This window comes from Variovorax boronicumulans (genome assembly GCF_019352895.1).
In the GTDB taxonomy this organism is placed as follows: domain Bacteria; phylum Pseudomonadota; class Gammaproteobacteria; order Burkholderiales; family Burkholderiaceae_C; genus Variovorax; species Variovorax boronicumulans_A.
Genome location: NZ_JAAAFX010000014.1, coordinates 378628 through 402653, shown reverse-complemented (window position 1 = coordinate 402653; position 24026 = coordinate 378628). Strand labels below are relative to the sequence as shown.

General features: G+C 68.9%; 26 protein-coding genes. 7 read left to right on the top strand and 19 right to left on the bottom strand.

What is annotated here, in order from left to right:
- Positions 1-11: 11 nt before the first annotated feature.
- Entirely contained in the window at positions 12-1601 is a 1590-nt protein-coding gene (locus K0H49_RS28285; RefSeq protein ID WP_219219892.1) for a phospholipase D family protein, read from the bottom strand.
- A 33-nt stretch (positions 1602-1634) separates the two neighbouring features.
- On the opposite strand from K0H49_RS28285, the gene K0H49_RS28280 reads away from it, so the two are divergent.
- Entirely contained in the window at positions 1635-2183 is a 549-nt protein-coding gene (locus K0H49_RS28280; protein ID WP_219219891.1) for a peroxiredoxin, read from the top strand.
- Positions 2184-2189: 6 nt separating this feature from the next.
- Here K0H49_RS28280 and K0H49_RS28275 read toward each other — a convergent pair whose 3' ends face one another.
- The 8 genes from K0H49_RS28275 to K0H49_RS28240 form a co-directional block, all read right to left on the bottom strand.
- Complete coding sequence (locus tag K0H49_RS28275) at positions 2190-3110, bottom strand: DUF6999 family protein (protein WP_219219889.1); 921 nt, start codon at positions 3108-3110, stop codon at positions 2190-2192.
- A 1-nt stretch (position 3111) separates the two neighbouring features.
- Entirely contained in the window at positions 3112-5013 is a 1902-nt protein-coding gene (locus K0H49_RS28270) for an iron-containing redox enzyme family protein (protein ID WP_219219886.1), read from the bottom strand.
- Between the two features lie 5 nt (positions 5014-5018).
- Entirely contained in the window at positions 5019-5939 is a 921-nt protein-coding gene (locus K0H49_RS28265; protein WP_219219885.1) for a fatty acid desaturase family protein, read from the bottom strand.
- An 11-nt stretch (positions 5940-5950) separates the two neighbouring features.
- The gene (locus K0H49_RS28260) at positions 5951-6730 is read right to left on the bottom strand and encodes a sterol desaturase family protein (RefSeq protein ID WP_219219883.1); all 780 of its coding nucleotides are present in this window, start codon (positions 6728-6730) and stop codon (positions 5951-5953) included.
- Positions 6731-6767: 37 nt separating this feature from the next.
- The gene (locus K0H49_RS28255; RefSeq protein ID WP_219219882.1) at positions 6768-7763 is read right to left on the bottom strand and encodes a Bug family tripartite tricarboxylate transporter substrate binding protein; all 996 of its coding nucleotides are present in this window, start codon (positions 7761-7763) and stop codon (positions 6768-6770) included.
- Between the two features lie 81 nt (positions 7764-7844).
- Positions 7845-8411 carry a hypothetical protein gene (locus tag K0H49_RS28250; protein WP_219219881.1) on the bottom strand — a complete coding sequence of 189 codons (567 nt, stop codon included), beginning with the start codon at positions 8409-8411 and terminating at the stop codon, positions 7845-7847.
- A 221-nt stretch (positions 8412-8632) separates the two neighbouring features.
- Positions 8633-8890, bottom strand: a complete 258-nt coding sequence (locus K0H49_RS28245) for a hypothetical protein (protein ID WP_219219879.1) — start codon at positions 8888-8890, stop codon at positions 8633-8635.
- A complete protein-coding gene (locus K0H49_RS28240; RefSeq protein WP_219219877.1) occupies positions 8877-9221 on the bottom strand; it encodes a hypothetical protein in 345 nt (114 codons plus the stop codon). Before K0H49_RS28240 ends, K0H49_RS28245 begins: the two co-directional genes overlap by 14 nt.
- A 179-nt stretch (positions 9222-9400) precedes the next feature.
- On the opposite strand from K0H49_RS28240, the gene K0H49_RS28235 reads away from it, so the two are divergent.
- Positions 9401-10834, top strand: a complete 1434-nt coding sequence (locus tag K0H49_RS28235; protein WP_219219875.1) for an aldehyde dehydrogenase family protein — start codon at positions 9401-9403, stop codon at positions 10832-10834.
- A gap of 124 nt (positions 10835-10958) precedes the next feature.
- Here the strand turns inward: K0H49_RS28235 and K0H49_RS28230 are convergent, their stop codons facing one another.
- The 3 genes from K0H49_RS28230 to K0H49_RS28220 are packed head-to-tail and all read right to left on the bottom strand — an operon-like array spanning position 10959 to position 13033.
- The gene (locus tag K0H49_RS28230) at positions 10959-11864 is read right to left on the bottom strand and encodes a ZIP family metal transporter (protein ID WP_219219873.1); all 906 of its coding nucleotides are present in this window, start codon (positions 11862-11864) and stop codon (positions 10959-10961) included.
- 10 nt (positions 11865-11874) lie between these two features.
- The gene (locus K0H49_RS28225; protein ID WP_219219871.1) at positions 11875-12498 is read right to left on the bottom strand and encodes a superoxide dismutase; all 624 of its coding nucleotides are present in this window, start codon (positions 12496-12498) and stop codon (positions 11875-11877) included.
- A gap of 40 nt (positions 12499-12538) precedes the next feature.
- Positions 12539-13033, bottom strand: a complete 495-nt coding sequence (locus tag K0H49_RS28220; RefSeq protein WP_219219869.1) for a hypothetical protein — start codon at positions 13031-13033, stop codon at positions 12539-12541.
- Positions 13034-13234: 201 nt separating this feature from the next.
- On the opposite strand from K0H49_RS28220, the gene moaA reads away from it, so the two are divergent.
- Genes moaA through moeA form a run of 3 tightly spaced genes read left to right on the top strand, consistent with a single transcriptional unit; the run spans position 13235 to position 16292 of the window.
- The gene (moaA, locus tag K0H49_RS28215; RefSeq protein ID WP_219219868.1) at positions 13235-14365 is read left to right on the top strand and encodes a GTP 3',8-cyclase MoaA; all 1131 of its coding nucleotides are present in this window, start codon (positions 13235-13237) and stop codon (positions 14363-14365) included.
- Positions 14362-14997 carry a molybdenum cofactor guanylyltransferase MobA gene (gene mobA, locus K0H49_RS28210; protein WP_219219867.1) on the top strand — a complete coding sequence of 212 codons (636 nt, stop codon included), beginning with the start codon at positions 14362-14364 and terminating at the stop codon, positions 14995-14997. Before moaA ends, mobA begins: the two co-directional genes overlap by 4 nt.
- Complete coding sequence (gene moeA / locus K0H49_RS28205) at positions 14994-16292, top strand: molybdopterin molybdotransferase MoeA (protein ID WP_219219866.1); 1299 nt, start codon at positions 14994-14996, stop codon at positions 16290-16292. The genes mobA and moeA overlap by 4 nt, the downstream gene beginning before the upstream one ends.
- 123 nt (positions 16293-16415) lie before the next feature.
- On the opposite strand, the gene rnhA is transcribed toward moeA, so the two are convergent.
- Both rnhA and K0H49_RS28195 read right to left on the bottom strand, forming a co-directional pair.
- Positions 16416-16865, bottom strand: coding sequence for a ribonuclease HI (rnhA, locus tag K0H49_RS28200; protein ID WP_219219865.1), 450 nt, complete (start codon positions 16863-16865; stop codon positions 16416-16418).
- On the bottom strand, positions 16862-17641 hold the full coding sequence (locus K0H49_RS28195) for a class I SAM-dependent methyltransferase (RefSeq protein ID WP_219220393.1): 780 nt from the start codon (positions 17639-17641) through the stop codon (positions 16862-16864). The genes rnhA and K0H49_RS28195 overlap by 4 nt, the downstream gene beginning before the upstream one ends.
- Before the next feature lie 19 nt (positions 17642-17660).
- Here K0H49_RS28195 and gloB point away from each other — a divergent pair, with 19 nt between their 5' ends.
- Together gloB and K0H49_RS28185 are read left to right on the top strand one after the other, a co-directional pair.
- Positions 17661-18446: a hydroxyacylglutathione hydrolase gene (gene gloB / locus K0H49_RS28190; protein WP_219219864.1), complete on the top strand. Its 786-nt coding sequence runs from the start codon at positions 17661-17663 to the stop codon at positions 18444-18446.
- Positions 18443-20056: a transglycosylase SLT domain-containing protein gene (locus K0H49_RS28185; RefSeq protein WP_219219863.1), complete on the top strand. Its 1614-nt coding sequence runs from the start codon at positions 18443-18445 to the stop codon at positions 20054-20056. Before gloB ends, K0H49_RS28185 begins: the two co-directional genes overlap by 4 nt.
- A 24-nt stretch (positions 20057-20080) precedes the next feature.
- Here the strand turns inward: K0H49_RS28185 and K0H49_RS28180 are convergent, their stop codons facing one another.
- The 5 genes from K0H49_RS28180 to recR all read right to left on the bottom strand — a co-directional run bounded on the left by K0H49_RS28180 (position 20081) and on the right by recR (position 24006).
- A complete protein-coding gene (locus K0H49_RS28180; RefSeq protein ID WP_219219862.1) occupies positions 20081-20917 on the bottom strand; it encodes an ABC transporter permease in 837 nt (278 codons plus the stop codon).
- Positions 20918-20919: 2 nt separating this feature from the next.
- Positions 20920-21744, bottom strand: coding sequence for an ABC transporter ATP-binding protein (locus K0H49_RS28175; RefSeq protein ID WP_219219861.1), 825 nt, complete (start codon positions 21742-21744; stop codon positions 20920-20922).
- Between the two features lie 77 nt (positions 21745-21821).
- Positions 21822-22856, bottom strand: coding sequence for an ABC transporter substrate-binding protein (locus tag K0H49_RS28170; RefSeq protein WP_219219860.1), 1035 nt, complete (start codon positions 22854-22856; stop codon positions 21822-21824).
- 140 nt (positions 22857-22996) lie between these two features.
- Entirely contained in the window at positions 22997-23389 is a 393-nt protein-coding gene (locus tag K0H49_RS28165) for an MAPEG family protein (protein ID WP_219219859.1), read from the bottom strand.
- 26 nt (positions 23390-23415) lie between these two features.
- Complete coding sequence (gene recR / locus K0H49_RS28160) at positions 23416-24006, bottom strand: recombination mediator RecR (protein ID WP_219219858.1); 591 nt, start codon at positions 24004-24006, stop codon at positions 23416-23418.
- Between the last annotated feature and the right edge of the window lie 20 nt (positions 24007-24026).

Genomic DNA, 24026 nt, shown 5'->3' with positions numbered 1-24026 from the left:
GCGGCGCCGCGCTACAGCAACCCCTCGGGCACCAGCGGCCCGAAGAGGTTGATGAAGAAGCGCTGGCGCCAGGTCGATTCCGGCTCGTCGTAGAGGATCACTTCCTTTTCATCGTCCATCGACAGCCACTCCAGCCGCTCGCTCGACCCGTCGAGCCGCACGCGGTAGGCACTCTCCAGCTTGCTGATGTTGATGATGCGCAGCATCTCGCGCGCCAGTTGCGGGCTGTCGACCGAAATGCCCAGTTCGGTGTTCTGCGTGGCCGAGCGCGGATCGAGGTTGACCGATCCGATGAAGACCCGCCGCTTGTCGACCACCGCGGTCTTGGCATGCAGCCGCCCCAGCGAGCTGCCGAAGACGCCCAGGCGCTTGTTGCGCGTGGTGCGCTCCGGACTCAGTTCGTACAGGTCGATGCCCAGTTCCAGCAGCCGCTTGCGGTAGCGCGCATAGCCGCTGTGCACCAGGGGCTCGTCGTTGGCCGCCAGCGAATTGGTCAGCAGCGTGACGTTCACGCCCCAATCCCGCAGCTGCGCGAACCCTTCCATGCCGCGTTCGCCCGGCACCATGTAGGGCGAGGTCAGCACCACGTCGTTCTCCGCCCGCAGCAGCTGCTGCCAGAAATGCGCCGTGACGCTGGTGGAGAAGGCCTCGTCGGCCGTCATGTAGCGCAGCTTGGCGGGCGGGTCGGCCACCGCTGCGGCCTGGCCCCAGAGGAAGCCGACCTGGCCGGCATCGAATTCTTCGCCGATCGGGCCATAGCCCAGCACGTCGGCCGGCGGCAGCACCACCTTGGGCGGCGGCACGCCCATGCCGACGCGGGCGTCGAAGTCGCTGTCCATGGCCGTCTTTCCCGCGTAGGGCTGGACGATAGCAGCGATCGGATAGACCTCCTCGCTGTTCCAGTACAGATCGAAGATCACCTCCAGCTCCCGGATCACCTTGCCCACCACCAGCGCGTCCATGTCGATGAAGTTCTGCGCGCTGTTCAGCGTGAAGTACTCGTCGGCGATGTTGCGCCCCCCGGCCACGGCCATCACGCCGTCGGCGATGAACAGCTTGTTGTGCATCCGGTGGTTGAGCCGCTGGACGTCGAAGGCCGAGGCGGCGAAGCGGCCGGCCAGGCTGCCGCGCGCGCAGCAGAAGGGGTTGAACAGGCGCACCTCGACGTTGGGCGTGGCCGTGAGCGCCAGCAGCATCTGGTCGGTGTCGACGGTGTAGAGGTCGTCGACCAGGAGCCGCACCCGCACGCCACGCAGCGCCGCTTCCTTGAGCGTGCGCAGCAGCAGGCCGCCCGCGCCGTCGTTGGCCAGCACGTAGTACTGCACGTCGAGGGTGCGCTGGGCGCGGCGGGCCAGTTCGATGCGCGCATCGAGCGAATAGACGCCCAGCGGCATCAGCCGGAAGCCCGAATGCTCGCCCGGCGGCGTCGAGGCCTCGACGATCTTCGCCAGCGGTGTCGACGGATCGACCGGCCGCGACAGCGTGGGCTGCATCTGCTTGGCGATCGGCAGGCCGCCGCAGGCGGCCAGCAAGACCACGACGCCAAGCAAGGCCAGCCGCGCGGCGCAGCGCGCCACGACTTGGCGGACTAAGATGCGCATCATCGTTTTTCCGGGGATGAAAACATGCTGTCCATGGCTCCCAAATTTCTTGTCATACCGCTGATGATGCTCGCTTTCGGCGCCTCGCAGCCGGCCGCGGCTGCGCTCGACATCGGCGAGTCGGCCCCCCGGTTCAACGCGCCGGCGGCGCTCGACGGCAAGCCCTTCACCTATTCGCTGGGCGATGCGCTGCAGAAAGGGCCGGTGGTGCTCTACTTCTTCCCGGCCGCATTCTCCACCGGCTGCTCGATGGAGGCCCACGCCTTCGCCGAGGCCATGGAGGACTTCAAGGCGGCTGGCGCCACCGTGATCGGCGTCTCGACCGACGACCCGGAAACGCTGGCGAAATTCTCCAGCCAGGCCTGCCAGGGCAAATTCCCGGTGGCGTCGGACCAGACCCGCACCATCAGCAAATCCTTCGACGCGCTGATGCAGACGCGGCCCGAGTATGCCAATCGCATCTCGTACGTGATCGCGCCCAACGGCGCGGTCGCCTTCTACTACCAGAGCCTGAATCCGGCCAAGCACGTCGAGAAGATGCTCGCGGCAGTGAAGGACCTGCAGCCGGCCGCGAAGAAGTAGGGCCGCTCAGCCGGCGTCGGCCGGCCCGCTGGTCGTGTTGACGGCCACGCCCTCCTCCTGGGCCAGCCGGAAACGGTCGAGCAGGCTGTGCAGCATCTCGGTCGACAGGCCGTGGATCACCAGCCGGTAGCCCGCACGCAGCGTCGACAGCGGCACCAGGGGGTGCTTGTTGTTGACCAGCACCAGGTGCTCGGGCGCCGCCAGCAGCGTGGCCGCGTAGATGCCGATGGTCTCGTCGAGCTGCAGCGAGTTGGCGGCGCGCCAGAAATCGTTGTCGGTGAGCATCAGCTGGTAGAGCGGCGTGAACAGCTCGATCGCGCTCTGCAGGTCGAGGAAGTTGAGCTTGCCGTGCGGCATGTCCTCCAGCTTCAGGCCCGGGTCGCGGATCATCGAGAAGTCGACGTGCTCGGGCTTGCACAGCTCCAGCCCCTTCTCGCGCAGCGCCGTGTTGAGGCGGATCACGAAATTGAACAGGTTGAGGTCGTGCTTGAGGAAGGTGTGGTCCTTGAGCGCGTCGATGTCCATCGGCGTCAGCGGCGTGGTGGACACCGGCACGGGCGAGTTGGCGCCGATGAAGGCCAGCACCTGCGAGCCCAGATGGAAATGCCGCAGGATCAGCCAGTTGGCCTCGGGCGACACGAAATGCTGCAGCCCCCAGGCCAGGAAGCGGTGCAGCAGCCCCGAGTGCGACCAGTTGCGCGGCACGAACACCTTGACGATCTGGAACAGGATGATGAAGGTGCGCGCCAGCGGCCGCAGGAAAGGCAGCAGGAACTGCCGCGAGGCCGAGCTCGAGTCGGCCAGCCAGGCCGACTTGACCTCGTCCGGCAGCGGCGTGCTCTGGTCCAGGTAGAGCGCGCGCCAGGGGCTGGGATCGCGCTCGTCGTGCGGCTTCGAGAGAAATTCCGGAATCGGGTGGCGGCTCATTTCATCCTTGCGTGATGTGCTGGAACTGCATCAGGTACAGGGCCGCCGTGTGGCGCGCGGTCTCGACGATCTTCCGGGGCGCGTCGCCACCGGGGTCGATCGCCATCACCATCTCGACCGCCATCAGCCAGCGGCTCAGGTGGTGCTCGTCGTTGTGGCCGTGGTATTCGAGAAAGCGGAACACGTCGGGCGGCAGCTTCAGCGAGGCCTTGAGCAGCGGCAGCAGCGCCGGCACGATGCGCTGGCCCGTGCCTTCGATGACGTAGATCGCGCCCAGCAGCCCGATCGGGTTGGGCGTCGCGGCCAGGCCGTGCAGGTAGGCGTTGAGCGCCTCGCCGCCCGGGTTGCGGCGCAGCTGGGCGATGTCGCTCACCGGCCCGCCCGCCTTGCGGTAGTCGTCGAACAGGATCTGGAAGTCGTTCTGCTCTTCTCCGGCGTGCACGTCGATCAGCGCGGCCAGCGTCTGGTAGTCGCCGGTCAGCGAGGCCGCGCCTTCGCGCATCCAGAGGCTGCCTTCACGCACCTGCGGCACCCACTGCGCCATCCAGTTCAGGTAGTCGGGCACGGCGAAGCGGCGCTCGCGGATCTTGCGCACCAGCGGTGTGCGCCAGACCTGCGAGCGGTAGTCGTGCCAGATCGAGGCCAGCTCGGTGAGCAGGTCGCGCAGGCCGTCGGGGGCGGAACCGGGATCGTGCGGCGGCGCGATGAATTCGTCCTCGGCCGGCATCGGGGCCGCCTTGGCCTGCGGCGCGGCGATCGCGGCCGGCGGCGCGTCGGCGGCTTCGACCTCGAGCAGCATGTAGGCGGCCATGAAACGACCCGACTCCGGCACGTAGCAGAAGATCTGCTCGCCAGCCTTCAGGGTGCGCGTCTGCAGGAATTCGGACAGCATCACCAGGATCGACGCCGCCCCGGTGTTGCCGCGCCAGGCGAGGTTGCTGTACCAGCGCTCGCGCGGGATCGCGAGGCCGGCCTTGCCCATCAGGTCCTCCACCACCGGGATGAATTTTTCCGAGGAGTAGTGGCACAGGAAGTGGTCGACCCGCGCCGGGTCGACCCAGCCGTCCTTCACCAGTTGCGCGTACTCGTGAATGCCGATGTCGAACAGGTGCGGCAGCAGCCGGATGTCCTGGCGCAGCGACAGCGCACCGGCGGCCTCGGCCTCGGCCCAGGAGCCGAAGTCGAGGTGGCCGCGCTCGCGGTCCTCGGTCAGGCCCAGCTGCATGCAGACCGGGTAGTCGCCCGAGAAGGCGCGCTGGTGCACCCACTTGAGCCGGAGCTTCAGGCCCTTGGCGCCGGCCAGCGCCGCGCCGTCGGACAGCAGCAGCGCGCCCGCCCCATCGGACAGCATCCAGCGCAGGAAGTGCGAGTCGAAGTCGGTCTCGTAGCCGCGCGCGGCGAAGCGCGAGCGCTTGAACAGGCGCGAGGGCATCTCGGCGGCCACCGCGAGCGCGCTGCGGTGCGCGCCGAGCTCGATGCCCTGGGCGGCCGCCTGGATCGCGCCCACGCCGGCCGCGCAGATGCCGTGCACCGACAGCGTTTCCATCGGCGGCGCGGCGAGCTCGCCCTGGATCATGTTGGCGAAGCCGGGCATCAGCGCGTCGCCGCCCGAGGAGCCGCTGGCCAGCATCGACACCTGCGTCAGGTCGGCGCCGCCACGTGTCAGGCAGTCGCGGATCGCGCCGGCGGCGAGCTGTGCATTGGTGAACACGGTGCGGCCCTCGGCATCGATCGCGTAGTAGCGCTCGCGAATGCCGTTCTCGGCCAGGATCCGGCGCTTGATGCGCTGCGACAGGCGGTTGAGCGGCGCGATGTAGTCGTCCATCCGCTCGTTGTCGACGGGCTCGCCGGGCAGGAAGCTGCCGGCGCTTTGAAGGTAGACGCGTTGAAAGGGAACGGGCATGGGATTCAGTGGGAAGAAAGATCGACGACGGGGCGCGCGGGCATCAGCGAGCGGCTGCGAAAGCGCGGCACGACGGCACCGAGCACGAACACGCGGAACATGTACGGCAGCAGGCCGCCTTCGTTGAGCGCGGGGTCGACGCGCTCGCGGTAGGTGTCGCGGTGCAGTCGGGTGAGGTCGGACCAGTGGGCATGCGGGTTCTCATGGTGAGCGGTGTGAAGCCCGATGTTGAACAACAGCGGGTTCACCAGCCCCTCGAAGTTGCGTGCGTAGTTCAGTGCGCCCCGTTGCGTATCGCCTGGTGCGACTTTTTCGCGGCGCGGGCTGCCGTCGGCATGCGCGTGCTGCAGGTAGTTGGTCGCCAGCAGCCAGTGCAGGCCGTGCAACTGCGGCACGATCACGAACAGCAGCGCCCGGCGCCAGTCGATCGCCAGCAGCAGCGCCCACGAGCCCAGCCACACCGCGTACTGCGCCATGCAGTAGCGGAAGGCGCCCGGACCGCGCCGGCGCAGCGCCGCGAGCCAGCCCAGAATGTGCGGATACAGCACGAAGACCGCCTGCAGCGGATGCAGCAGGTAGCCCCACAGGTGGTTGGTGTCGCCGCCGAAACGGTAGGTGCGCGCCACGTCGCGCTCGCCGTGCCGATGCCGATGGTGGTTGGCCACGTGCGCCGGCCAGAACACGAAGGTCGGATGGCCCTGCAGCAGCGTGATGTAGAGGTCGGTGGCCCGGTTGGCCCAACGCCCGTGCCACATGCGCAGGTGCGTGTGATTGTGGTGGATCACGCCGATGCCCAGCGTGAGGAACAGCATCAGCGCATAGAGCGGCCACCAGAAGCCGTGCACCCATTGCCAGGCCGCGAGTGCGGGCAGCGCCACCAGGTAGGCCAGGCTCTGCCAGTCGCGAAAGTGGCGCAGCCGCGGCATGCGTGTGCGCTTCAGGCGCCGGGCCCTTGTGTCGCCTGCTTGCGGCGGAAAGCCTCGAGCTGCACGTCGGCCGCATCGGCCGGCAGGCGCGTGCCGAACAGCCGGTCCATGAAGGTGAACTGGAAACCGTAGTTGCCTGCGTGCGCGGCGTGGTGCAGATGGTGGCGCCGGCTCGCGGCGAACCAGTGGCCGTAGGACACGCGGGTCACGAAGTCGTAGTTGGCGTGGCCGATGCAGTTGAAGAACAGGCTGAACACCGGCACCGACGCCAGCGACCAGAAGCTGAAGTCATGCACCAGCATCGGCCACAGGATCACGTTGCCCAGCATCAGCGCCTCGATGGGATGGAAGCTGTAGGTCGAGAACGGCGTGGTGACCACCGAACGGTGGTGCGGCCCGTGAAAGCGGCGCAGCAGCTTGGTGTGCAGCAGCCGGTGGTTGATCCAGAAATGCACGTCGTTCCAGACCGCGAGCACGAGGATCTCGGCCGCGATCTGCCAGCCGCCGGCATCGACCGCGAGCCGGGCCCAGCCCAGCTGCAGCAGACCCCAGGGGAACACCATGCCCAGGCCGAAGATCAGCACCGAGAGGCCGGACTGCGTGAACTCGCGGCGCCACTGCTCGGCGCGCACCGGCCGCGGATCGAGCACGCGGCCGATGCCCAGGGCGGGCAGCACGCGCTGCGTGAGCAGCCAGGTGATCGCGCCGAAGCTCAGGTAGAGGCCGCCGAAGAACACCAGCCCCCAGAGCATCACGCCCGGCAGCGACAGGGCTTGGAATGCGGCGCCCATCAGGCTGCGACCGGTGTCTGCATCGACCCGCCCGCTTTCACTCGACCTTGACGCCGGAAGCGGCGACGATGCCCTTCCACTTGACGTAGTCGGCCTTGACCAGCGCGCCGAAGGCCTCGGGCGTGAGCGGGCGCGGCTCGGCACCCTGGGCGTGGATCGCTTCCCGCACTTCGGGCAGCGCCAGTTGCTTGTTGATCGCCGCGTTCACGGTGGCGACCACGTCCTTGGGCGCGTTGGCCGGCATGAAGACGCCGTACCAGGAGCTCACGTCGAAATCCTTGAGCGGGGTCGACTCGGCGATCGTCGGCACGTCGGGCAGGCTCACGCTGCGCTTGGCCGAGGTCACGGCCAGGGCGCGCAGCTTGCCGGCCTTGATCTGCGAGATCGCCGAGGGGATGGACGACACCATCATCGAGACCGTGCCGCTCATCGTGTCGATGACGGCCGGGTTCGAGCCCTTGTAGGGCACGTGCGTGATCTTGATGCCGGCGTCCATCTTGAACATCTCGCCGGCCAGGTGGATGGTGGTGCCGTTGCCCGGGCTGCCGTAGGTGATGGTGTCGGGCGCGGCCTTGGCCGCGGCGATCACGTCGGCCATGTTCTTGAACGGCGAATTGGCCGCGGTGACGATCACCAGCGGCGACTCGGCCACCAGCGCCACCGCCGTCAGGTCCTTCGAGGGGTCGTAGCTCAGGCCCTTGTAGAGCCAGGGCGCCACGGCCAGGTTGTCCTTCTGGCCCATGACCATCTCGTAGCCGGTGGCGGGCATGCGCACCGCCTCGGTGATACCGATGGTGCCGCCGGCGCCCGGCCGGTTGTCCACCACCACGGTCCACTTGTTGGCTTCGGACAGACGCTGGCCGACGATGCGCGACATGATGTCGGTGCCGCCGCCCGGCGGGAAGGGAACGATCAGGCGGATCGGCTTGTTGGGGTAGGCGGCGGTGCCCTGCGCCAGGGCGGCGGTCGGTGCCAGCGTGAACGTCGAGAGGGCCGAGAGGGCCAGCAGCGAAAGCAGTGTCTTGCGATTCATGTCGAATGTTGTCTCCGTCGCCGGTGCGGAGATCGCAACGGCCTTCAGGCCGAGCAGTCTACTGGAGCGCTGCCGCAGGGCTCAGTTCAAGCGCAGGCCGGGCGAGGCATGCAGGCGCTCTTCGGCGCGCAGCGGCGCCCCCTGCAGGGTGTCGAAGTCGGAGGGGGCGTCCGGCACGCGCACCTCCTCGAACTCGTGCAGCGATGCGACCCATCGGCCGGCCGGCGAATCGGCGGGCTCGTCATTGGTGAACACGCCGTCGCGGATGTAGAGGGTCTCGCCCACACGCCGCTCGGCGTGCAGTTCGCCCAGGCGCGCGATGGAAAAGGCGTAGGTCACGAGCTTCTCCTTGCTGCGCCGGTCCTTGCCGCCGCAACTGAAGAGGCCTTCGTTCGCGATCACGATGCAGGAGCCCTCGATCTGGTCCTCGACCAGCGCGCCGGCACGCCACACCGCGGTGGGCAGGCGCACGCGCACCTTGTCGATCACCAGATCGCGTTGCCTGCTGAGCGTCGTGAGGGGGGGCACCAGCGAGCGCAGCTGGCTCAGGCGCTCGACGAAATGGTCGTCGATGGTGAAGCTCACGTGGTGCGAGGCGCCGCCGGAGCGCTTGACGACCTGCATGATGACGTGCCGCGGGTTGTTCAAAATGGTCCTCCTTGGGGCCGGGTCGGGAATCGTTCCGGGAGAACGTCTCCCCCCGCAAAACGGACGACCCTTCGCTCAAGAATCAGAAAACAATCGAAAATTCAAGAATCATTTGTTTCTAACTCTTACACGCCATTTCACTGCACCGCCTACCGAATTTCAAGTACCCGTTTGAACTACATCGTTCGAAAGTACGGAAATCCCTTGGGTGCAATCCGCGATTACCCGCCCTCGGTGGCCGGTCCGGCGCCTTCGAGCTGTTCGGCCAGCACCTTGCAGGAGGGGGCACAGACGCTTTGCGACTTGCCCAGCACCTGGCGGGTACGCATCTGCGAGCGCAGGCGGTGCTTGCCGCACATGAAGCAGGACATGGTCGCGCCGCTGAAGGACGAGGACGCCCGGAAGGGCGAGCCCGAGGGCTTGGACTTGTAACGCAGTCCGTCGGCCACCACGGCCGTCTTCACATCATCCTTGGACATGGGCGGCATCCGGTGCGGGAGGGGTGGCCATGGCGCGGGCGATGGCTTCTTTGGCGCGCAGTTCGGCGGCCATGGCGGCATCCAGCCCGGAGCGGCACAGGCCGGCGTGCGGGTACTGGAGGTTTTCGTAGACCTCGGCGGCGGCCGGGTAGCTGTCGAGCAGCGGTCCCAGCGCGACGCTCGGGGCCAGGTCGGCGAATTCATGCACGAGGTGCATCACGACCGAACGGTACTGGTCTGCGCCCACCGGCACGGCGCTGTGGTCGAGCCGCTCGAGGAGCTGGGCCAACCTTTCGGTGACGTCGAGGCTGATGTTGGGTGTTGCGTTCATGGATCGAAGTTGGGGCATTCAGGGCCGTTTGCAAGGTCCGCGCCAGGCAGTGCCGGCGCGATGGGCGCAGGCCTCTTACCATTGGCGGCTGGGTACCGACCATACCGCGCTTGCGGACCGACCCTTCCAGACGCTTCCCAAGACCATCTCCAGAACGGCTTCCAGCCGTGTGATCCGACATGCAACTCAACTACATCGCCAATGCCGACGTGCCCTCCTCGTCGGGCCGCACCCTGCCCGTCATCGATCCGTCGGACGGCCAGGTCTTCGAAGAAATCCAGCGCAGCAACGCGGCCGACATCGACACCGCGGTACGCGCCGCGCGCGACTGCTTCGAGAGCGTCTGGCACAAGGTGAGCGCGGCCGAACGCGGCCGCCTGCTCTATCGCCTGTCGCAGAAGGTCGCCGAGCACGTCGACGAACTGGCACTGCTCGAGCAGCGCGACTGCGGCAAGCCGGTGAAACAGGCCCGGGCCGATGCGCTGGCGCTGGTGCGCTACTTCGAGTTCTACGCCGGCGCCTGCGACAAGCTGCACGGCGAGACGATCCCCTACCAGGACGGCTACAGCGTCTTCACCTGGCGCGAGCCGCACGGCGTGACCGGCCACGTGATCCCCTGGAACTACCCGATGCAGATCTTCGGCCGCAGCGTGGGCGGCGCGCTGGCCGCGGGCAACGTCTGCGTGGTCAAGCCGGCCGAGGACGCCTGCCTGTCGCTGATCCGCGTGGCCCAGCTGGCGGCCGAAGCCGGCTTCCCGGCGGGCGCCCTGAACATCGTGACCGGCTACGGCCACGAGGTGGGCGACGCGCTGGCGCGCCACGAAGGCATCGACCACATCAGCTTCACCGGCAGCCCGAAGATCGGCACGCTGATCCAGCAGGTCGCGGCCGAGCGCCACTGCCCGGTCACGCTGGAGCTGGGCGGCAAGAGCCCGCAGATCCTGTTCGCCGACGCCGACATCAACGCCGCCATCCCGACGCTGATCAACGCCATCGTGCAGAACGCCGGCCAGACCTGCTCGGCCGGCTCGCGCGTGCTGATCGAGCGCGACATCTACGAACTGGTGCTCGAGCGCCTGGGCAAGGCCTTCGAGGCGCTGCGCGTCGGCCCGGCCGCGATGGACCTGGACGTGGGTCCGCTGATCCGCCAGACGCAGCAGCAGCGCGTCTGGGACTTCCTGTCCGACGCGCAGGTCGCCGGCATCCCGATGGTGGCGCAGGGCGTAGTGGTCGACGAGGCGCCGGAAACCGGCTTCTACCAGGCCCCTACCCTGCTGCGCGACGTGCCCGTGGGCCACCGCCTGGCGCAGGAAGAAGTGTTCGGCCCGGTGCTGGCCGCCATGTCCTTCCGCGACGAGGACGAGGCCGTGGCCCTGGCCAATGCGACCCAGTTCGGCCTGGTGGCCGGCGTCTGGACCGAGAACGGCGCCCGCCAGTTCCGCATGGCCAAGCGCGTGCGCGCCGGCCAAGTCTTCATCAACAACTACGGCGCCGGCGGCGGCGTGGAGCTGCCCTTCGGCGGCGTGAAGTCCTCGGGCTACGGCCGCGAGAAGGGTTTCGAGGCGCTGTACGGCTTCACGACCCTGAAAACCATCGCGGTCAAGCACGGCTAGAACGGGCTCTCCCCCAGGCTTGCCCACTTCGTGTGGCAGCGCCCTCCCCCCTCCGGGGGCAACACCAGCGGCCCGGCAAAGCCGGTTCCGCGGTGTTCCACGAACAGACCGGAAGACGCGCGGGTCAGGCCAAGGCGGTGTCCAGCATCATCATCAGCACGAAGCCGATCATCAGCCCGCCCGTGGCGAAGGCCTCGTGCCCCTTGCGGTGCGACTCCGGGATGATCTCGTGGCTGATCACGAACAGCATGGCGCCGGCCGCGAAGCCCAGGCCCCAGGGCAGCAGCGCGGCCGAATAGCCCACGATGGCCGCGCCGATCACGGCGCCGATCGGTTCCACCAGGCCCGAGGCCATGCCCAGTGCGACCGCGAACGCCCGGCTGTAGCCCGCGCCCAGCAGCGCCACGGCCACCACCAGGCCTTCGGGCACGTCCTGGATCGCGATGCCGGTGGCCAGCGCATTGGCGCGCAGGCCTTCGTTGCCCGCATAGCCCACGCCGATCGCCAGGCCCTCGGGCAGGTTGTGCAGCGTGATGGCGATCACGAACAGCCAGGTGCGCCGAAGTTTCTGCGCCGAATGGCCCTCGCGCCCCTTGATGAAGTGCTCGTGCGGCAGCACACGGTCGAGGACCAGCAAGGCCAGCGCGCCCAGCAGGATCGCGCTGCCCACCACGCCCCCGGCCGCCCACAGGCCCCCGCCGAAGACCTGGTTCGAGCGCGCGGCCTCGAGGCCCGGGATGACCAGCGAGAAGGCGCAGGCGGCCAGCATCACGCCGGCGCCGAAGCCGAACAGCGTGTCCTGCACGCGGTCCGACAGCTTCTGCGAGAACAGCACCGGCAGCGTGCCCAACGCGGTGGCCAGTGCCGCCACCGAACCGCCGACGAAGGCATTGAAGACGACCGGGTTGCCGGCCACGAACTGCCAGAACTGGGCGAGCAGCACGGCCACCCCGGCCGCCACGATCAGCCCGCCGATGCCCTGGCGCATCGACCACCCCTGACGCACCGCCACCGACCGTGTCTCGTCCATCCTGTCCTCCTCAGGCACGCGCTGCGGCGTAGCGCCGCGCCACTTCGGCCCAATCCACCACGTTGTAGAAGGCCGCGATGTATTCGGGGCGACGGTTCTGGTACTTCAGGTAGTAGGCGTGCTCCCACACGTCGAGCCCGAGGATGGGTGTGTTGCCCGAACCGATGCCCGCCATCAGCGGGCTGTCCTGGTTGCCGCTGCTCTCGACGGCCAGCTTGCCCTCCTTCGAGACCCCGAGCCAGGCCCAGCCGCTGCCGAAGCGGGTCAGCGCGGCCTTGGTGAAGGCCTCCTTGAAGGCGTCGAAGCCGCCGAGGTCGGCGTCGATGGCGCGGGCCAGATCGCCGGTGGGCACACCGCCGCCGGTGGGCGACATCACGGTCCAGAACAGGCTGTGGTTGGCATGGCCGCCGCCGTTGTTGCGCACCGGCCCGCGCAGGGCCTCGGGCAGCTTGTCGATGTGCACGACCAACTGCTCGACGGACTGCTCGGCGAAATCGGTGCCCGCGAGCGCGGCGTTGAGGTTGTTCACGTAGGTCTGGTGATGCTTCGTGAAATGGATCTCCATCGTCTGCGCGTCGATGTGCGGCTCCAGCGCGTCATAGGCATAAGGCAGGCTGGGGAGGACGTGAGGCATGGCGGGGTTCCTTGGCGATAAAAAACGAAAACGGAAACGGTCAGTGCAGCGTGGCGCCGTGCGCCGCGTGCGAAAAAGGCATGCAGCCGGCACGCAGCGCGGCCACGATGGCCGGATCGCTGCCGTGCTCGGCCAGGTGCGCCAGCAGCGCGGCGTGGGTTTCGCGGCTGTGGCGGAAGGCGGCCTGCTGCAGGGCGGGCTCGGCGCTGCCGCTGCGCAGCAGTGCCATCAAGGTGCGGTGGGCGGTGCAGAGGTGGGCCACGGCGTCGTGCTCGCGGTCGGCGTTGCGGCAGAGGTCGGCAAGCTGCAGGTGCGTGACGACGAAGGCCGCCATGCGATCGTCCGCGCGGGCGGCGTCGCCGGCCGTTAGCAAGGCCTGCGCGATCGCCAGCGCCTGCAGGCAGGTGGTCTCGGCCAACGAGGCCTGACCGCGCCGCATGGCGTCGCAAACGCCGCGCATCAGGCCCTCCCATTCGGGCAGCCCCGGCGGCAAGGGCTCGGCGGGCGTGCGCAGAAGATCCGGGGATCGGTTCATGCAAAGCTCCTCTCGTTTCACCCTTTGCGTCGAATGGAGCTTTGCGTACTCGGGCCATCAAATGATAGTCATTCTCACCACCGACGTCCATCCAGGGGTTTTACCGACGAGGGCGAACCCGCCCTGCCCCGCATCGGCTTGTCCCGGATGGCGAAACGGCCGGGGCGATCAGGTAAATTGGCTTCCGCACGCCATCCCGCCATGAATGAGACCTTCGTCCCCCTCGCCGACATCGGCCGCGCCTCTCCGGGCGCGCCGGTGGCGATGCAGGTCGTGCCAGCGGTGCCGGCCACGGGGACGCTGCAAGACCGGCTCGGCCGCCCGCTCACCGACCTGCGCATCAGCGTGACCGACCGCTGCAACTTCCGCTGCAGCTACTGCATGCCCAAGGAAGTGTTCGATAAGGACTACCGCTACCTGCCGCACGGCGCGCTGCTGAGCTTCGAGGAGATCACGCGCCTGGCGCGGCTGTTCGCGGCGCACGGCGTGCGCAAACTGCGGCTGACCGGCGGCGAGCCGCTGCTGCGCAAGAACCTGGAATCGCTGGTCGAGCAACTGGCCGCGCTGCGCACGCCCGACGGCCAGCCGCTGGACCTGACGTTGACCACCAACGCCTCGCTGCTCGCCCGCAAGGCCGGGGCGTTGAAGGCCGCTGGCCTGCAGCGTGTGACGGTGAGCCTCGACGGCCTCGACGATGCGGTGTTCCGTCGCATGAACGACGTCGACTTCCCGGTGACCGAGGTGCTGGCCGGCATCGAGGCCGCGCAGGCAGCCGGCCTGCCGGTCAAGATCAACATGGTGGTCAAGCGCGGCACCAACGACCAGGAGATCCTGCCGATGGCGCGGCATTTCCGGCGCACCGGTGCCGTGCTGCGCTTCATCGAGTACATGGACGTCGGCGCCACCAACGGCTGGCGCATGGACGAAGTCCTGCCCTCGGCCGAGGTCGTCGCGCGCATCGCCGCCGAATTCCCGCTGCGTCAACTGCAGGCGTCCGCGCCCGGCGAAACGGCGCAGCGCTGGGCCTACGAAGACGGTGGCGGCGAGATCGGCGTGATCAGCAGCGTGACGCAGGCCTTCTGCGGCGACTGCAGCCGGGCCCGGCTCTCGACCGAAGGCAAGCTCTACCTGTGCCTGTTCGCCAGCGGCGGGCACGATCTGCGGCCCCTGCTGCGCGCGGCCGAGTCGTCCGACGACGCCCTCCTGTCGGCCATCGGCCACATCTGGCAGGGCCGCTCCGACCGTTATTCCGAACTGCGCGCGCTGCGCGGCCCCGACACCAGCGACCCGGGCGCGCCGCGCCGGGTCGAAATGAGCTACATCGGCGGATGAAGATTGCCACGCAAGACATCACGGGCCTGGTGCTCGCCGGTGGCCGCGGCGCGCGCATGGGCGGCGTCGACAAGGGCCTGCAGCCTTTCGACGGCCTGCCCCTGGCCCGGCACGCGGCGCGCCGGCTCGCGCCGCAGGTCGGGGCGCTGCGCTTCAATGCCAACCGCAACCTCGCGACTTACGAAGCCTTCGGCGCGCCGGTCTGGCCCGACGCCGACGACCGCCAGCCGGGCCCGCTGGCCGGTTTCCTGGCCGGACTCGTGCATTGCGAGACACCCTGGCTGCTGACCGTGCCCTGCGACACCCCCCTGTTCCCGCACGACCTCGCCCGCCGCATGGCCGATGCGCTGGCGGCGGCGGAGGCCGAGATCGCCGTCGCCTGCGCACCCGAGGCCGATGCGCAAGGCGCCACCGTGTGGCGCCCGCAACCCGTGTTCTGCCTGCTGTCCACCGCGCTGCGCGACAGCCTCGCCCGCTTCATCGCCCAAGGCGGCCGCAAGATCGACGCCTGGACCGCCGGCCATCGCACGGTGCAGGTGCGCTTCGACCGACCCGAGGACGCGCCCGACGCCTTCGCCAACGCCAACACCCTGGCCGAACTGCAGGCGCTCGAAGCCCGGTCGACGCCATGAACCGCCTCACCGAGATCGAAGCCGCGCTGCAGGCCCACGACCCGCAGGCGCTGAGCGTCGAGGGCGTGCAGGCCTTCCTGGCCCGGCTCGTGATGCCGGCCGCGGGCCGGCCGCAGGACACGGTGCCGCTGCATCTCGCGCTCGGCCGCGTGCTGGCCCGGGACATCGTCTCGCCCTTCGACGTGCCACCGCACGACAACTCGGCCATGGACGGTTTTGCCTTCGACGGTGCGATGCTCGACGGCGCCCCAGGCGAACTCCGGCTGCGGATCGCCGGCACGGCGCTGGCAGGCGCCTGCTGGCACGGCCGCCTCCAGGCCGGCGAAGCGTTGCGCATCACGACCGGTGCCGTCATGCCGCCCGGCCTCGACACGGTCGTGCCACAAGAGTTGTGCACGGTCGCCGACGGCGAAGTGCGCTTTGCCGCCACCGCGCTGCGCCGCGGCGCCAACCGGCGGCGGGCCGGCGAAGACCTCGCGGCCGGCCGCGCGGCGCTGCGCGAAGGCGACCGTCTCGGCCCGGCCGCACTGGGCCTGGCCGCGAGCCTCGGGCTGGCAAGCCTGCCGGTGTGGCCGCGGCTGCGCGTGGCCAGTTTCTCGACCGGCAACGAGATCCTGAGCCTGGGCGAGGCGCCGCGCGACGGCGCGGTCTACGACAGCAACCGCTACACGCTGCTGGGACTGCTGACGCGGCTGGGCTGCGAGATCGTCGACCTGGGCGTGGTGCGCGACGACCCGGCGGCGCTCGAAGCCACGCTGCGCCAGGCCGCGCAGCAGGCCGACGTGATCATCAGCAGCGGCGGCGTGAGCGTCGGCGAGGCCGACCACACGCGCGCCGTGATGCAGCGACTCGGCGACGTCGCCTTCTGGCGCATCGCCATGCGGCCGGGCCGGCCGATGGCCGTGGGCCTGATCGCGCGCAGCGACGGCAGCGACGCCCTGCTGTTCGGGCTGCCGGGCAACCCGGTGGCCGTGATGGTGACCTTTCTCGCCTTCGTGCGCCCGGCCCTGCTGCAGCGCATGGGTTGCAATGCCGCGCACCGCGCCCTGCCGCCGCTGCTGCGCGCGACCACGGCCAGCGCGATCCGCAAGAAGCCGGGCCGCACCGAGTACCAGCGCGGTTTCGTGCGCACGGTGCCGGGCGCATTGCCCGAGGTGTGCATCGCGACGAACCAGGGCTCGGGCGTGTTGCGCTCGATGGCCGAGGCCAATGGCCTGGTGGTGCTGCACCACGACCAGGGCAGCGTGGCCGCGGGCGAGGCCGTCGACGTGATGTTGTTCGACGGCTGTATCTAGGTACTCCCCCAGGCTTCGCGCACTTCGTGTCGCTTCGCCACCCCCCTCACCGGGGGCAACACCAGCGGCCCGGCAAAGCCGGTTCCGCGGTGTTTCACGAATGAACTCGGCCCCACCTATCGCTCAGAGGCGTCCCAAGGCCTTGTCGACGCCCTTGTTGGCCAGCATGTCGGCCCGCTCGTTGCCCGGATCGCCCGAGTGCCCCTTGACCCAGCGCCATTCGATCTGGTGACCACCCTCCTGCACCAGCGCATCGAGGCGCTTCCAGAGTTCTACGTTCTTCACCGGCTGCTTGCTGGCGGTCATCCAGCCCTTGGCCTTCCAGCCCTTGATCCATTCCGTGATGCCCTGGCGCACATACTGGCTGTCGAGGTACAGGACGACCTTGCAGGGTCGCTTGAGCGCGGCCAGGCCTTCGATCACGGCCTGCAGTTCCATGCGGTTGTTGGTGGTGGCGAGTTCGCCGCCGAACAACTCCTTTTCGGTCGGGCCCGACTTGAGCCAGGCGCCCCAGCCGCCCGGCCCGGGATTGCCCTTGCAAGCCCCGTCGGTGTAGATCTGTACTTCGTTCAAGAACCGTTTCCTTTGTTGTTGGATGAGGGGTGGTGCGAACCGGGTTCGCGGTGCATCCGGCCGGCGATCGGCACGGGTGCGCTGGCGCGTTGCGAGGCGCGCCGCCAGTCTGCGCTCAGCAGGCGCATGCCGCGCACCCGCTTGACCGCGACCAGGAAATAGACGGCGCCGAAGATCGGCCACCAGCGTTCCCCGGCGGTGTCGAACCAGCGCAGGCGCTCGAGCCAGGCCTCGCTGCGCACCGCCGGACGGTACACGCCGAAGCGGCCCGACTCGACCTCGAAGCTCAGCAGGCGCAGCCAGTCGCGCATGCGCCAGTAGCCGATGAAGTCGCCGGTCTCGGGCAGGAACAGCTCGCCGAAGCCCAGCCGTTTGTAAAGATGGGCGCGCCGCTGGCGCATGCCCCAGAGGCTGGTAGGGTTCAGCCCGCAGATGATGACCCGGCCTTCGGGCACCAGCACACGCTCGACTTCGCGCAGCGTCGCATGGGGATCGGGGCTGAGTTCGAGCGTGTGCGGCAGCACGATCAGGTCAAGGCTGTTCGCGGGGAAGGGCAAGGCGGAGAATTCGGTCAACAGCGCGGCGCGGCCCGTGGGTGCGGTGTCGGCGAGCGCCAGCCAGCGGTGCGGCATGCGGTTGCTGCGCAGCGCGTCGATGCCGCCCAGGCCCAGCTGCAGCGCGTGGTAGCCGAAGACATCGGCCACGGCCTGGTCGAACTGCGCCTGCTCCCATGCCAGCAGGTACTGGCCAGGCGGGGTCTCGAACCAATCCTGCAAACCTATAATTTGACCGCTCATGACCCTTGTTCCGCTGCCCGCCTTCGCTGACAACTACATCTGGATGCTGCAGAACGGGAGCCACGCGATCGTGGTGGACCCGGGCGACGCCCAACCGGTGTTCGACGCGCTGGCGCGCGCACATCTGCAACTGGCCGCGATTCTAGTCACGCACCATCACGCCGATCACACGGGCGGTGTGGTGGCGCTGCGCGAAGCCACCGGGGCGCAGGTCTTCGGTCCGGCCAGCGAAAACATTGCCGAGCCTTACACGCCGCTGGCCAGTGGCGACCATGCCGAGGCCCTGGGCCTGCGCTTCGAGGTGTTCGACATCCCGGGCCATACCGCCGGCCACATCGCCTTCTTCCTGCCCGCCGACGCGCCGCAGGGCCAGGCCCCGATCCTGTTCTGCGGCGACACGCTGTTCTCGGGCGGCTGCGGCCGCATCTTCGAGGGCACGCCGGCGCAGATGCTGGCCTCGCTCGACACGCTGGCCGCGCTGCCCGGCGACACCCGCGTGTGCTGCGGCCACGAATACACACTTGCTAACCTGCGATTCGCCCGCGCGGTGGAACCCGGCAACGCCGATCTGACTCACTACACGGCGCATTGCGAATCGCTGCGCGCGCACGGTACGCCGACACTGCCCTCGCAGCTCGGCACCGAGCGCCGGATCAACCCCTTTCTTCGCAGCCGCGAAGCCACCGTCCTTCAAGCCGTGCGCGCACAGGCCCACCTCGGCGCCAATGCGGCCGAGGTCGAGGTGTTCGCCGCATTGCGCCAATGGAAAAACGACTTCCGATGAAATTTCTCTCCGCCGTCTGCCTGGCAGGCGCCGTCTTTCTCGCGGGCTGCGCCAGCACGCAGCAGCCTTCGTCGACGGACCTGCCCGCCACCGACGGCGGCATGCCACCCGTCGCACTGCCCGACGGTTCCGCCGCGCCTGTCTACCCCGGCGGCGCGCTCACCCCCATCACCGCCGGCCGCTCCGGTGCGAGTGCGCGCAGCGTGGTCACGCTGGCGCCCCCGGTCGACATGTGGGACCGCATCCGCCGCGGCTTCAAGATGCCCGACCTCGACACCGACACGGTGCGCGAGCAGGAGCAGTGGTACGCAGTGCGCCCCGACTACGTGCAGCGCATGACCGAGCGCTCCAACCGCTACATCTTCCACATCGTCGAGGAGCTCGAGCGCCGCAACATGCCGACCGAGCTGGCGTTGCTGCCCTTCATCGAGAGCGCCTTCAACCCGCAGGCCGTGTCCAGCGCGCGCGCCGCCGGCATGTGGCAGTTCATGCCCGCGACCGGCAACGACTACGACCTCAAGCAGAACATCTTCCGCGACGACCGGCGCGACGTGCTGGCCTCCACCCGCGCCGCGCTCGACTACCTGCAGCGCCTCTACACCATGTTCGGCGACTGGCACCTGGCGCTGGCCGCCTACAACTGGGGCGAAGGCAGCGTCGGGCGCGCCATCGCCAAGAACCAGCGCGCCGGCCTGCCGACCGGCTACATGGACCTCACGATGCCGGCCGAGACGCGCGGCTACGTGCCCAAGCTGCAGGCGGTCAAGAACATCGTGGCCGATCCGCAGCGCTTCAATGTCGACCTGCCGGTGATCGCCAACCACCCCTACTTCCAGACCGTGACGCTCACGCGCGACCTGGACGTGGCGCTGGCCGCCAAGCTGGCCGACGTGCGCATCGAGGACTTCCGCGCGCTCAACCCCGCGGCCCACAAGCCGGTGCTGCTCGCGGCCGGCACGCCGCAGATCCTGCTGCCCTGGGACAACGCCGCCGTGTTCCAGCGCAACTTCGAGGCCTACAGCCAGGGCCAGTACGCGAGCTGGACCGCCTGGACCGTGCCCGGCACCATGACCGTGGCCGACGCGGCGCAACGCTCGGGCATGAGCGAAGCCGACCTGCGCGCCATCAACCAGGTGCCGCCGCGCATGCTGATCAAGGCCGGCTCGACGCTGATCGTGCCGCGCGGCGCGCGGGTGCAGGAAGACGTGGCCGCGCTGGTGGCCGACACCGGCCACCTGAGCTTCCAGCCCGAGATCGTCACCCGCCGCACCACGGTCAAGGCCGGCCGCAGCGACAGCGTGGCCAGCATCGCGCGGCGCTACCGCGTGAGCCCCGCCAGCGTGGCCGAATGGAACGACGTCAAGGCCAACCACGTGTTCGCGCGTGGCCTGAGCGTGGTCGTCTACCTGCCGGTGCAGGCCGCGCGCGCGGCCCGCGTGGGCACCGGCACCGCGGTGCGCGGCGTGAGCGCCAAGACCGCCGTGGCGCCGCGCCAGGCGCTGGCCGGCAAGACCGCCGTGGTCAAGACCCGGCCGGTGGTGGTCAAGAGCAAGCCCGCCCCGATCGTGCGCGAGAAGCGCGGCGGCACGCCGTCCAAGCAGAAGCGCTGAGCGAGCGGCCGTCGCGCGCCGCGCTCAGAGCTTCTCGGTCTCGCCGCTGCGCGGCTGCCACTTCATGAGCCGCTTCTCGACGCGCCCCACCAGGCCGTCGAGCGCCAGCGCGAAGACCGTGAGCACGACGATGCCGGCGAACACCGTGTTGACGTCGAAGGTGCCCTCGGCCTGCAGGATCAGGTAGCCCACGCCGCGCGCCGAGCCCAGGTACTCGCCCACCACCGCGCCCACGAAAGCCAGGCCCACCGAGGTGTGCAGGCTGGAAAAAACCCAGCTCGTCGCGCTCGGCAGGTACACGGTGCGCAGCAATTGCCGCTGGTTGGCGCCCAGCATCTTCGCGTTGGCCAGCACCACCGGGCTCACCTCGCGCACGCCCTGGTAGACGTTGAAGAACACGATGAAGAACACCAGCGTGACCGCCAGCGCCACCTTGCTCCAGATGCCCAGGCCGAACCACAGCGCGAAGATCGGCGCCAGGATCACGCGCGGCATCGAGTTGGCGGCCTTGATGTAGGGGTCGAGGATCAGGCTGGCCGTGGGCGCGAGCGCCAGCCAGAGGCCGCAGGCCAGGCCCAGCACCGTGCCGATGCCGAAGGCCAGCACGGTCTCGAGCAGCGTGGTGCCGAGGTGCCTGTAGATGTCCGCGTTGCCGGGCAGCCCCTCGGGAAACAGCCAGTTGGGTGGCACGGCAAAGGGCAGGAACCAGCTCCAGATGCGGCCCGCGACCTGGATCGGCTCGCCCAGGAAGAAAGCCGCCTTGTCGCCGCGCGACACCAGGTGCCAGGCCAGCAGCAGCACGACCAGCAGGCCGACCTGCCAGGCGCGGGCGTTGCGTTCGGTGGGTCGAAACGTGGCCATGGTCACGCAGCCTTCTTCAACTGCTGCGCGTAGCCCTTGAGCACCTCGTCGCGCAGCACGTTCCAGATCTGCGTGTGCAGCTCGACGAAGCGCGGATGCGTGCGCACCTCGGCCACGTCGCGCGGCCGCGCGAGGTCGATGGCGAATTCGCCGATCGGGTGCGTGGCGGGCCCGGCCGACAGCACCACCACCCGGTCGCTCATCGCGATGGCTTCGTCGAGATCGTGCGTGATGAAGAGCACGGCCTTCTTCTTGCGGCTCCAGAGTTCGAGCACCTCGTTCTCCATCAATTGCCGCGTCTGCACGTCGAGCGCGCTGAAGGGCTCGTCCATCAGGATGATGTCGGGGTCGAGCACCAGCGTCTGCGCGAGCGCCGCGCGCTTGCGCATGCCGCCCGAGAGCTGGTGCGGATAGCGGTCGCCGAAGCCCGACAACCCCACGCGGGCGAGCCATTCCTCGGCCTGCGCGGCGGCATCGGCATCGGACACGCCGCGGTACTGCAACCCGACCATCACGTTGTCGCGCGCGCTGCGCCAGGGCATCAGCGCCTCGGTCTGGAACATGTAGCCGGCGCGCGTGTTGATGCCGTCGAGCGGCTGGCCGAACACCTTCACCGTGCCCGACGAAGGCTGCAGCAGCCCGGCGCCCACATTGAGCAGCGTCGACTTGCCACAGCCCGTGGGCCCGACGACGGAGACGAACTCGCCCTCGCGGATGCGCAGCGTGGTGTCGGCCACTGCGGTGTAGCGCTGGCTCGCATCGTCCTTCGCGCGGAAGGTGCACTGGATGTCGATCAGTTCGAGGGCGTAGGTGGGATCGGCGGACATGGTGCGATGGGAGAAGGCCGGCAAGCGGTGCTGGCCCAGAAAAAAACCCGGCCTGGGCCGGGTCGACGAAGGCGGCCTCAGGCCTTGAAGCGCTCCTTCGCGCGCCGCGCGAAATCGTTGGTGTAGGTCTTGCTCAGGTCGATCTTGTCGGCCTTCACGCTGGGGTCGAAGCTGGCGATGGCGGTCAGCGCGGTCTTGGGCCCCTCGGCCGGCACCAGGCCGTCGATGGCGATCGATTCGCGGACCTTGTCGAAGGAAGCCAGGTACAGCGCACGGTCGCCCAGCAGGTAGGTCTCGGGCACGGTCTTGATGATGTCGCTGGGGCCTGCGGTCTGCAGCCACTTGAGGCCATGCACGATCGCATTGGCCAGCGCCTGGCAGGTGCCCGGATTCTTCTGGATGAAGTCGGAGGAGGCATAGAGGCAGGCCGCGGGCATCAGCCCACCGAACACGTCCTGCGTGCCCTTGAGCGTGCGCGTGTCGCTGATGATCTGCACGTCGCCCTTCTGCTCGAGCATGGTCATCACCGGGTCGGTGTTGCTGATCGCATCGATCTGGCCCGAACGCAGCGCGGTGAGGGCCCCTGCGGCCACGCCCACGCCGATGAAGCTCACGTCGCTGGCCTTGAGCCCGCCGCGCGACAGCACCAGGTTGGCCACCATGTTGGTCGACGATCCCGGCGCCGACACGCCGATCTTCCTGCCCTTGAGCTCGGCGATGCCCTTGTAGCCCGCCATGTTCTTGGTCGAGACGCCGACCGCGATCTGCGGCGCCCGCCCCTGCAGCACGAAGGCCTGGAACATCTGGTTCTTGGCCTGCAGGTTGATGGTGTGCTCGTAGGCGCCCGAGCAGACATCGGCCGAGCCTCCCACCACCGCCTGCAGCGCGCGCGCGCCACCGGCGAAGTCGGAGATCTCAACGTCCAGCCCCTCGGCCTTGAAATAACCCAATTGCTCCGTGATGGTCAGTGGCAGGTAGTAGAAGGCCGCCTTGCCGCCCACGGCGATGGAAACCCGGGTCTTCTCGAGCTTGGCCTGTGCCACCACGCGGGGCACGGCGATCGATGCGGCGCCCAGCGCGGCGGCGGAGGTGAAGGTGCGGCGATTGAGCATGGCGCTTGGGTCCCTGGTTTGTCGTTCGGCTTGAAGACCGAATCGAGCTTAGGCGCGCGCATGCACCCCCTGCATCGGGAACATCCCGTGGGGGTTTCCACGTAAGCAAAAAGGAGGGGCATGGCCCTCCCGACGGAGGGTCAGCGACCCGCGAAAACGATCGCGATATTGACCAGCACACCCAGCGCCCAGACCGCGCTGCGCGCCGTGCCCACACCGCGCACATAGAGCGCGATATAGATCACCCGCAGCACGATATAGGCCACGGCCAGCGCGTCGATGCGCGCCTGCGACGCGTCGAGCTGGTGCGCGATGAGCACCGCGCCGATGAAGAAAGGCAGGCCTTCGAAGCTGTTGGCCTGCGCTGCGTTGGCACGGGCGCGCCAACCACTCTGCCTGGAAGCCCAGTCGCGCGGCGACACGTTGTCGCGCGGACCGAAGCTGCCGGCCTTGGCAATCCAGGTGCACACGTAGGGCAGCAAGGCGGCGACCAGCACGCACCAGTAGGCCAGGGGCAGGAAAGGCAGGTTCATGCGATGTCTCCGGTGGGAAGCACGTCCTATCGGCGGTCGACCAGTGCGTGCGCGATGGTGCCGAGGTCGACGTACTCGAGCTCGCTGCCGGCCGGCACGCCGCGCGCGAGCCGCGTGACCGTGAGGCCGCGCTGGCGCAGCGTCTCGCCGATCACATGCGCCGTGGCTTCGCCTTCGGCGGTGAAGTTGGTCGCCAGGATCACCTCGACCACGCTGCCGTCGAGCGCACGGTCGAAGAGCTTCTGCAGGCCGATGTCATGCGGCCCGATGCCGTCGAGCGGGCTCAGGCGGCCCATCAGCACGAAGTAGTAGCCATGGAAGGCACCGGTGCGCTCCAGCGCGGCTTGGTCGGCCGGCGTCTCGACCACGCAGAGCTTGCTGCCGTCGCGCCGCGGGTCGCTGCAGACCTGGCAGATCGGCGCCTCGGTGAAGGTGTTGCAGCGGTCGCAATGCCGCACCTCGGCAGCCGCCTCCTGCAGTGCACGCGCCAGCATCTGGGCGGCCGGGCGATCGTGCTGCAGCAGGTGGAAGGCCATGCGCGAAGCCGACTTGATGCCCACGCCCGGCAGGCGCCGCAGCGCTTCGATCAGCATGTCGAGGGAACTGGAATCAGCCAACAGTCACCTCACGGAGAACA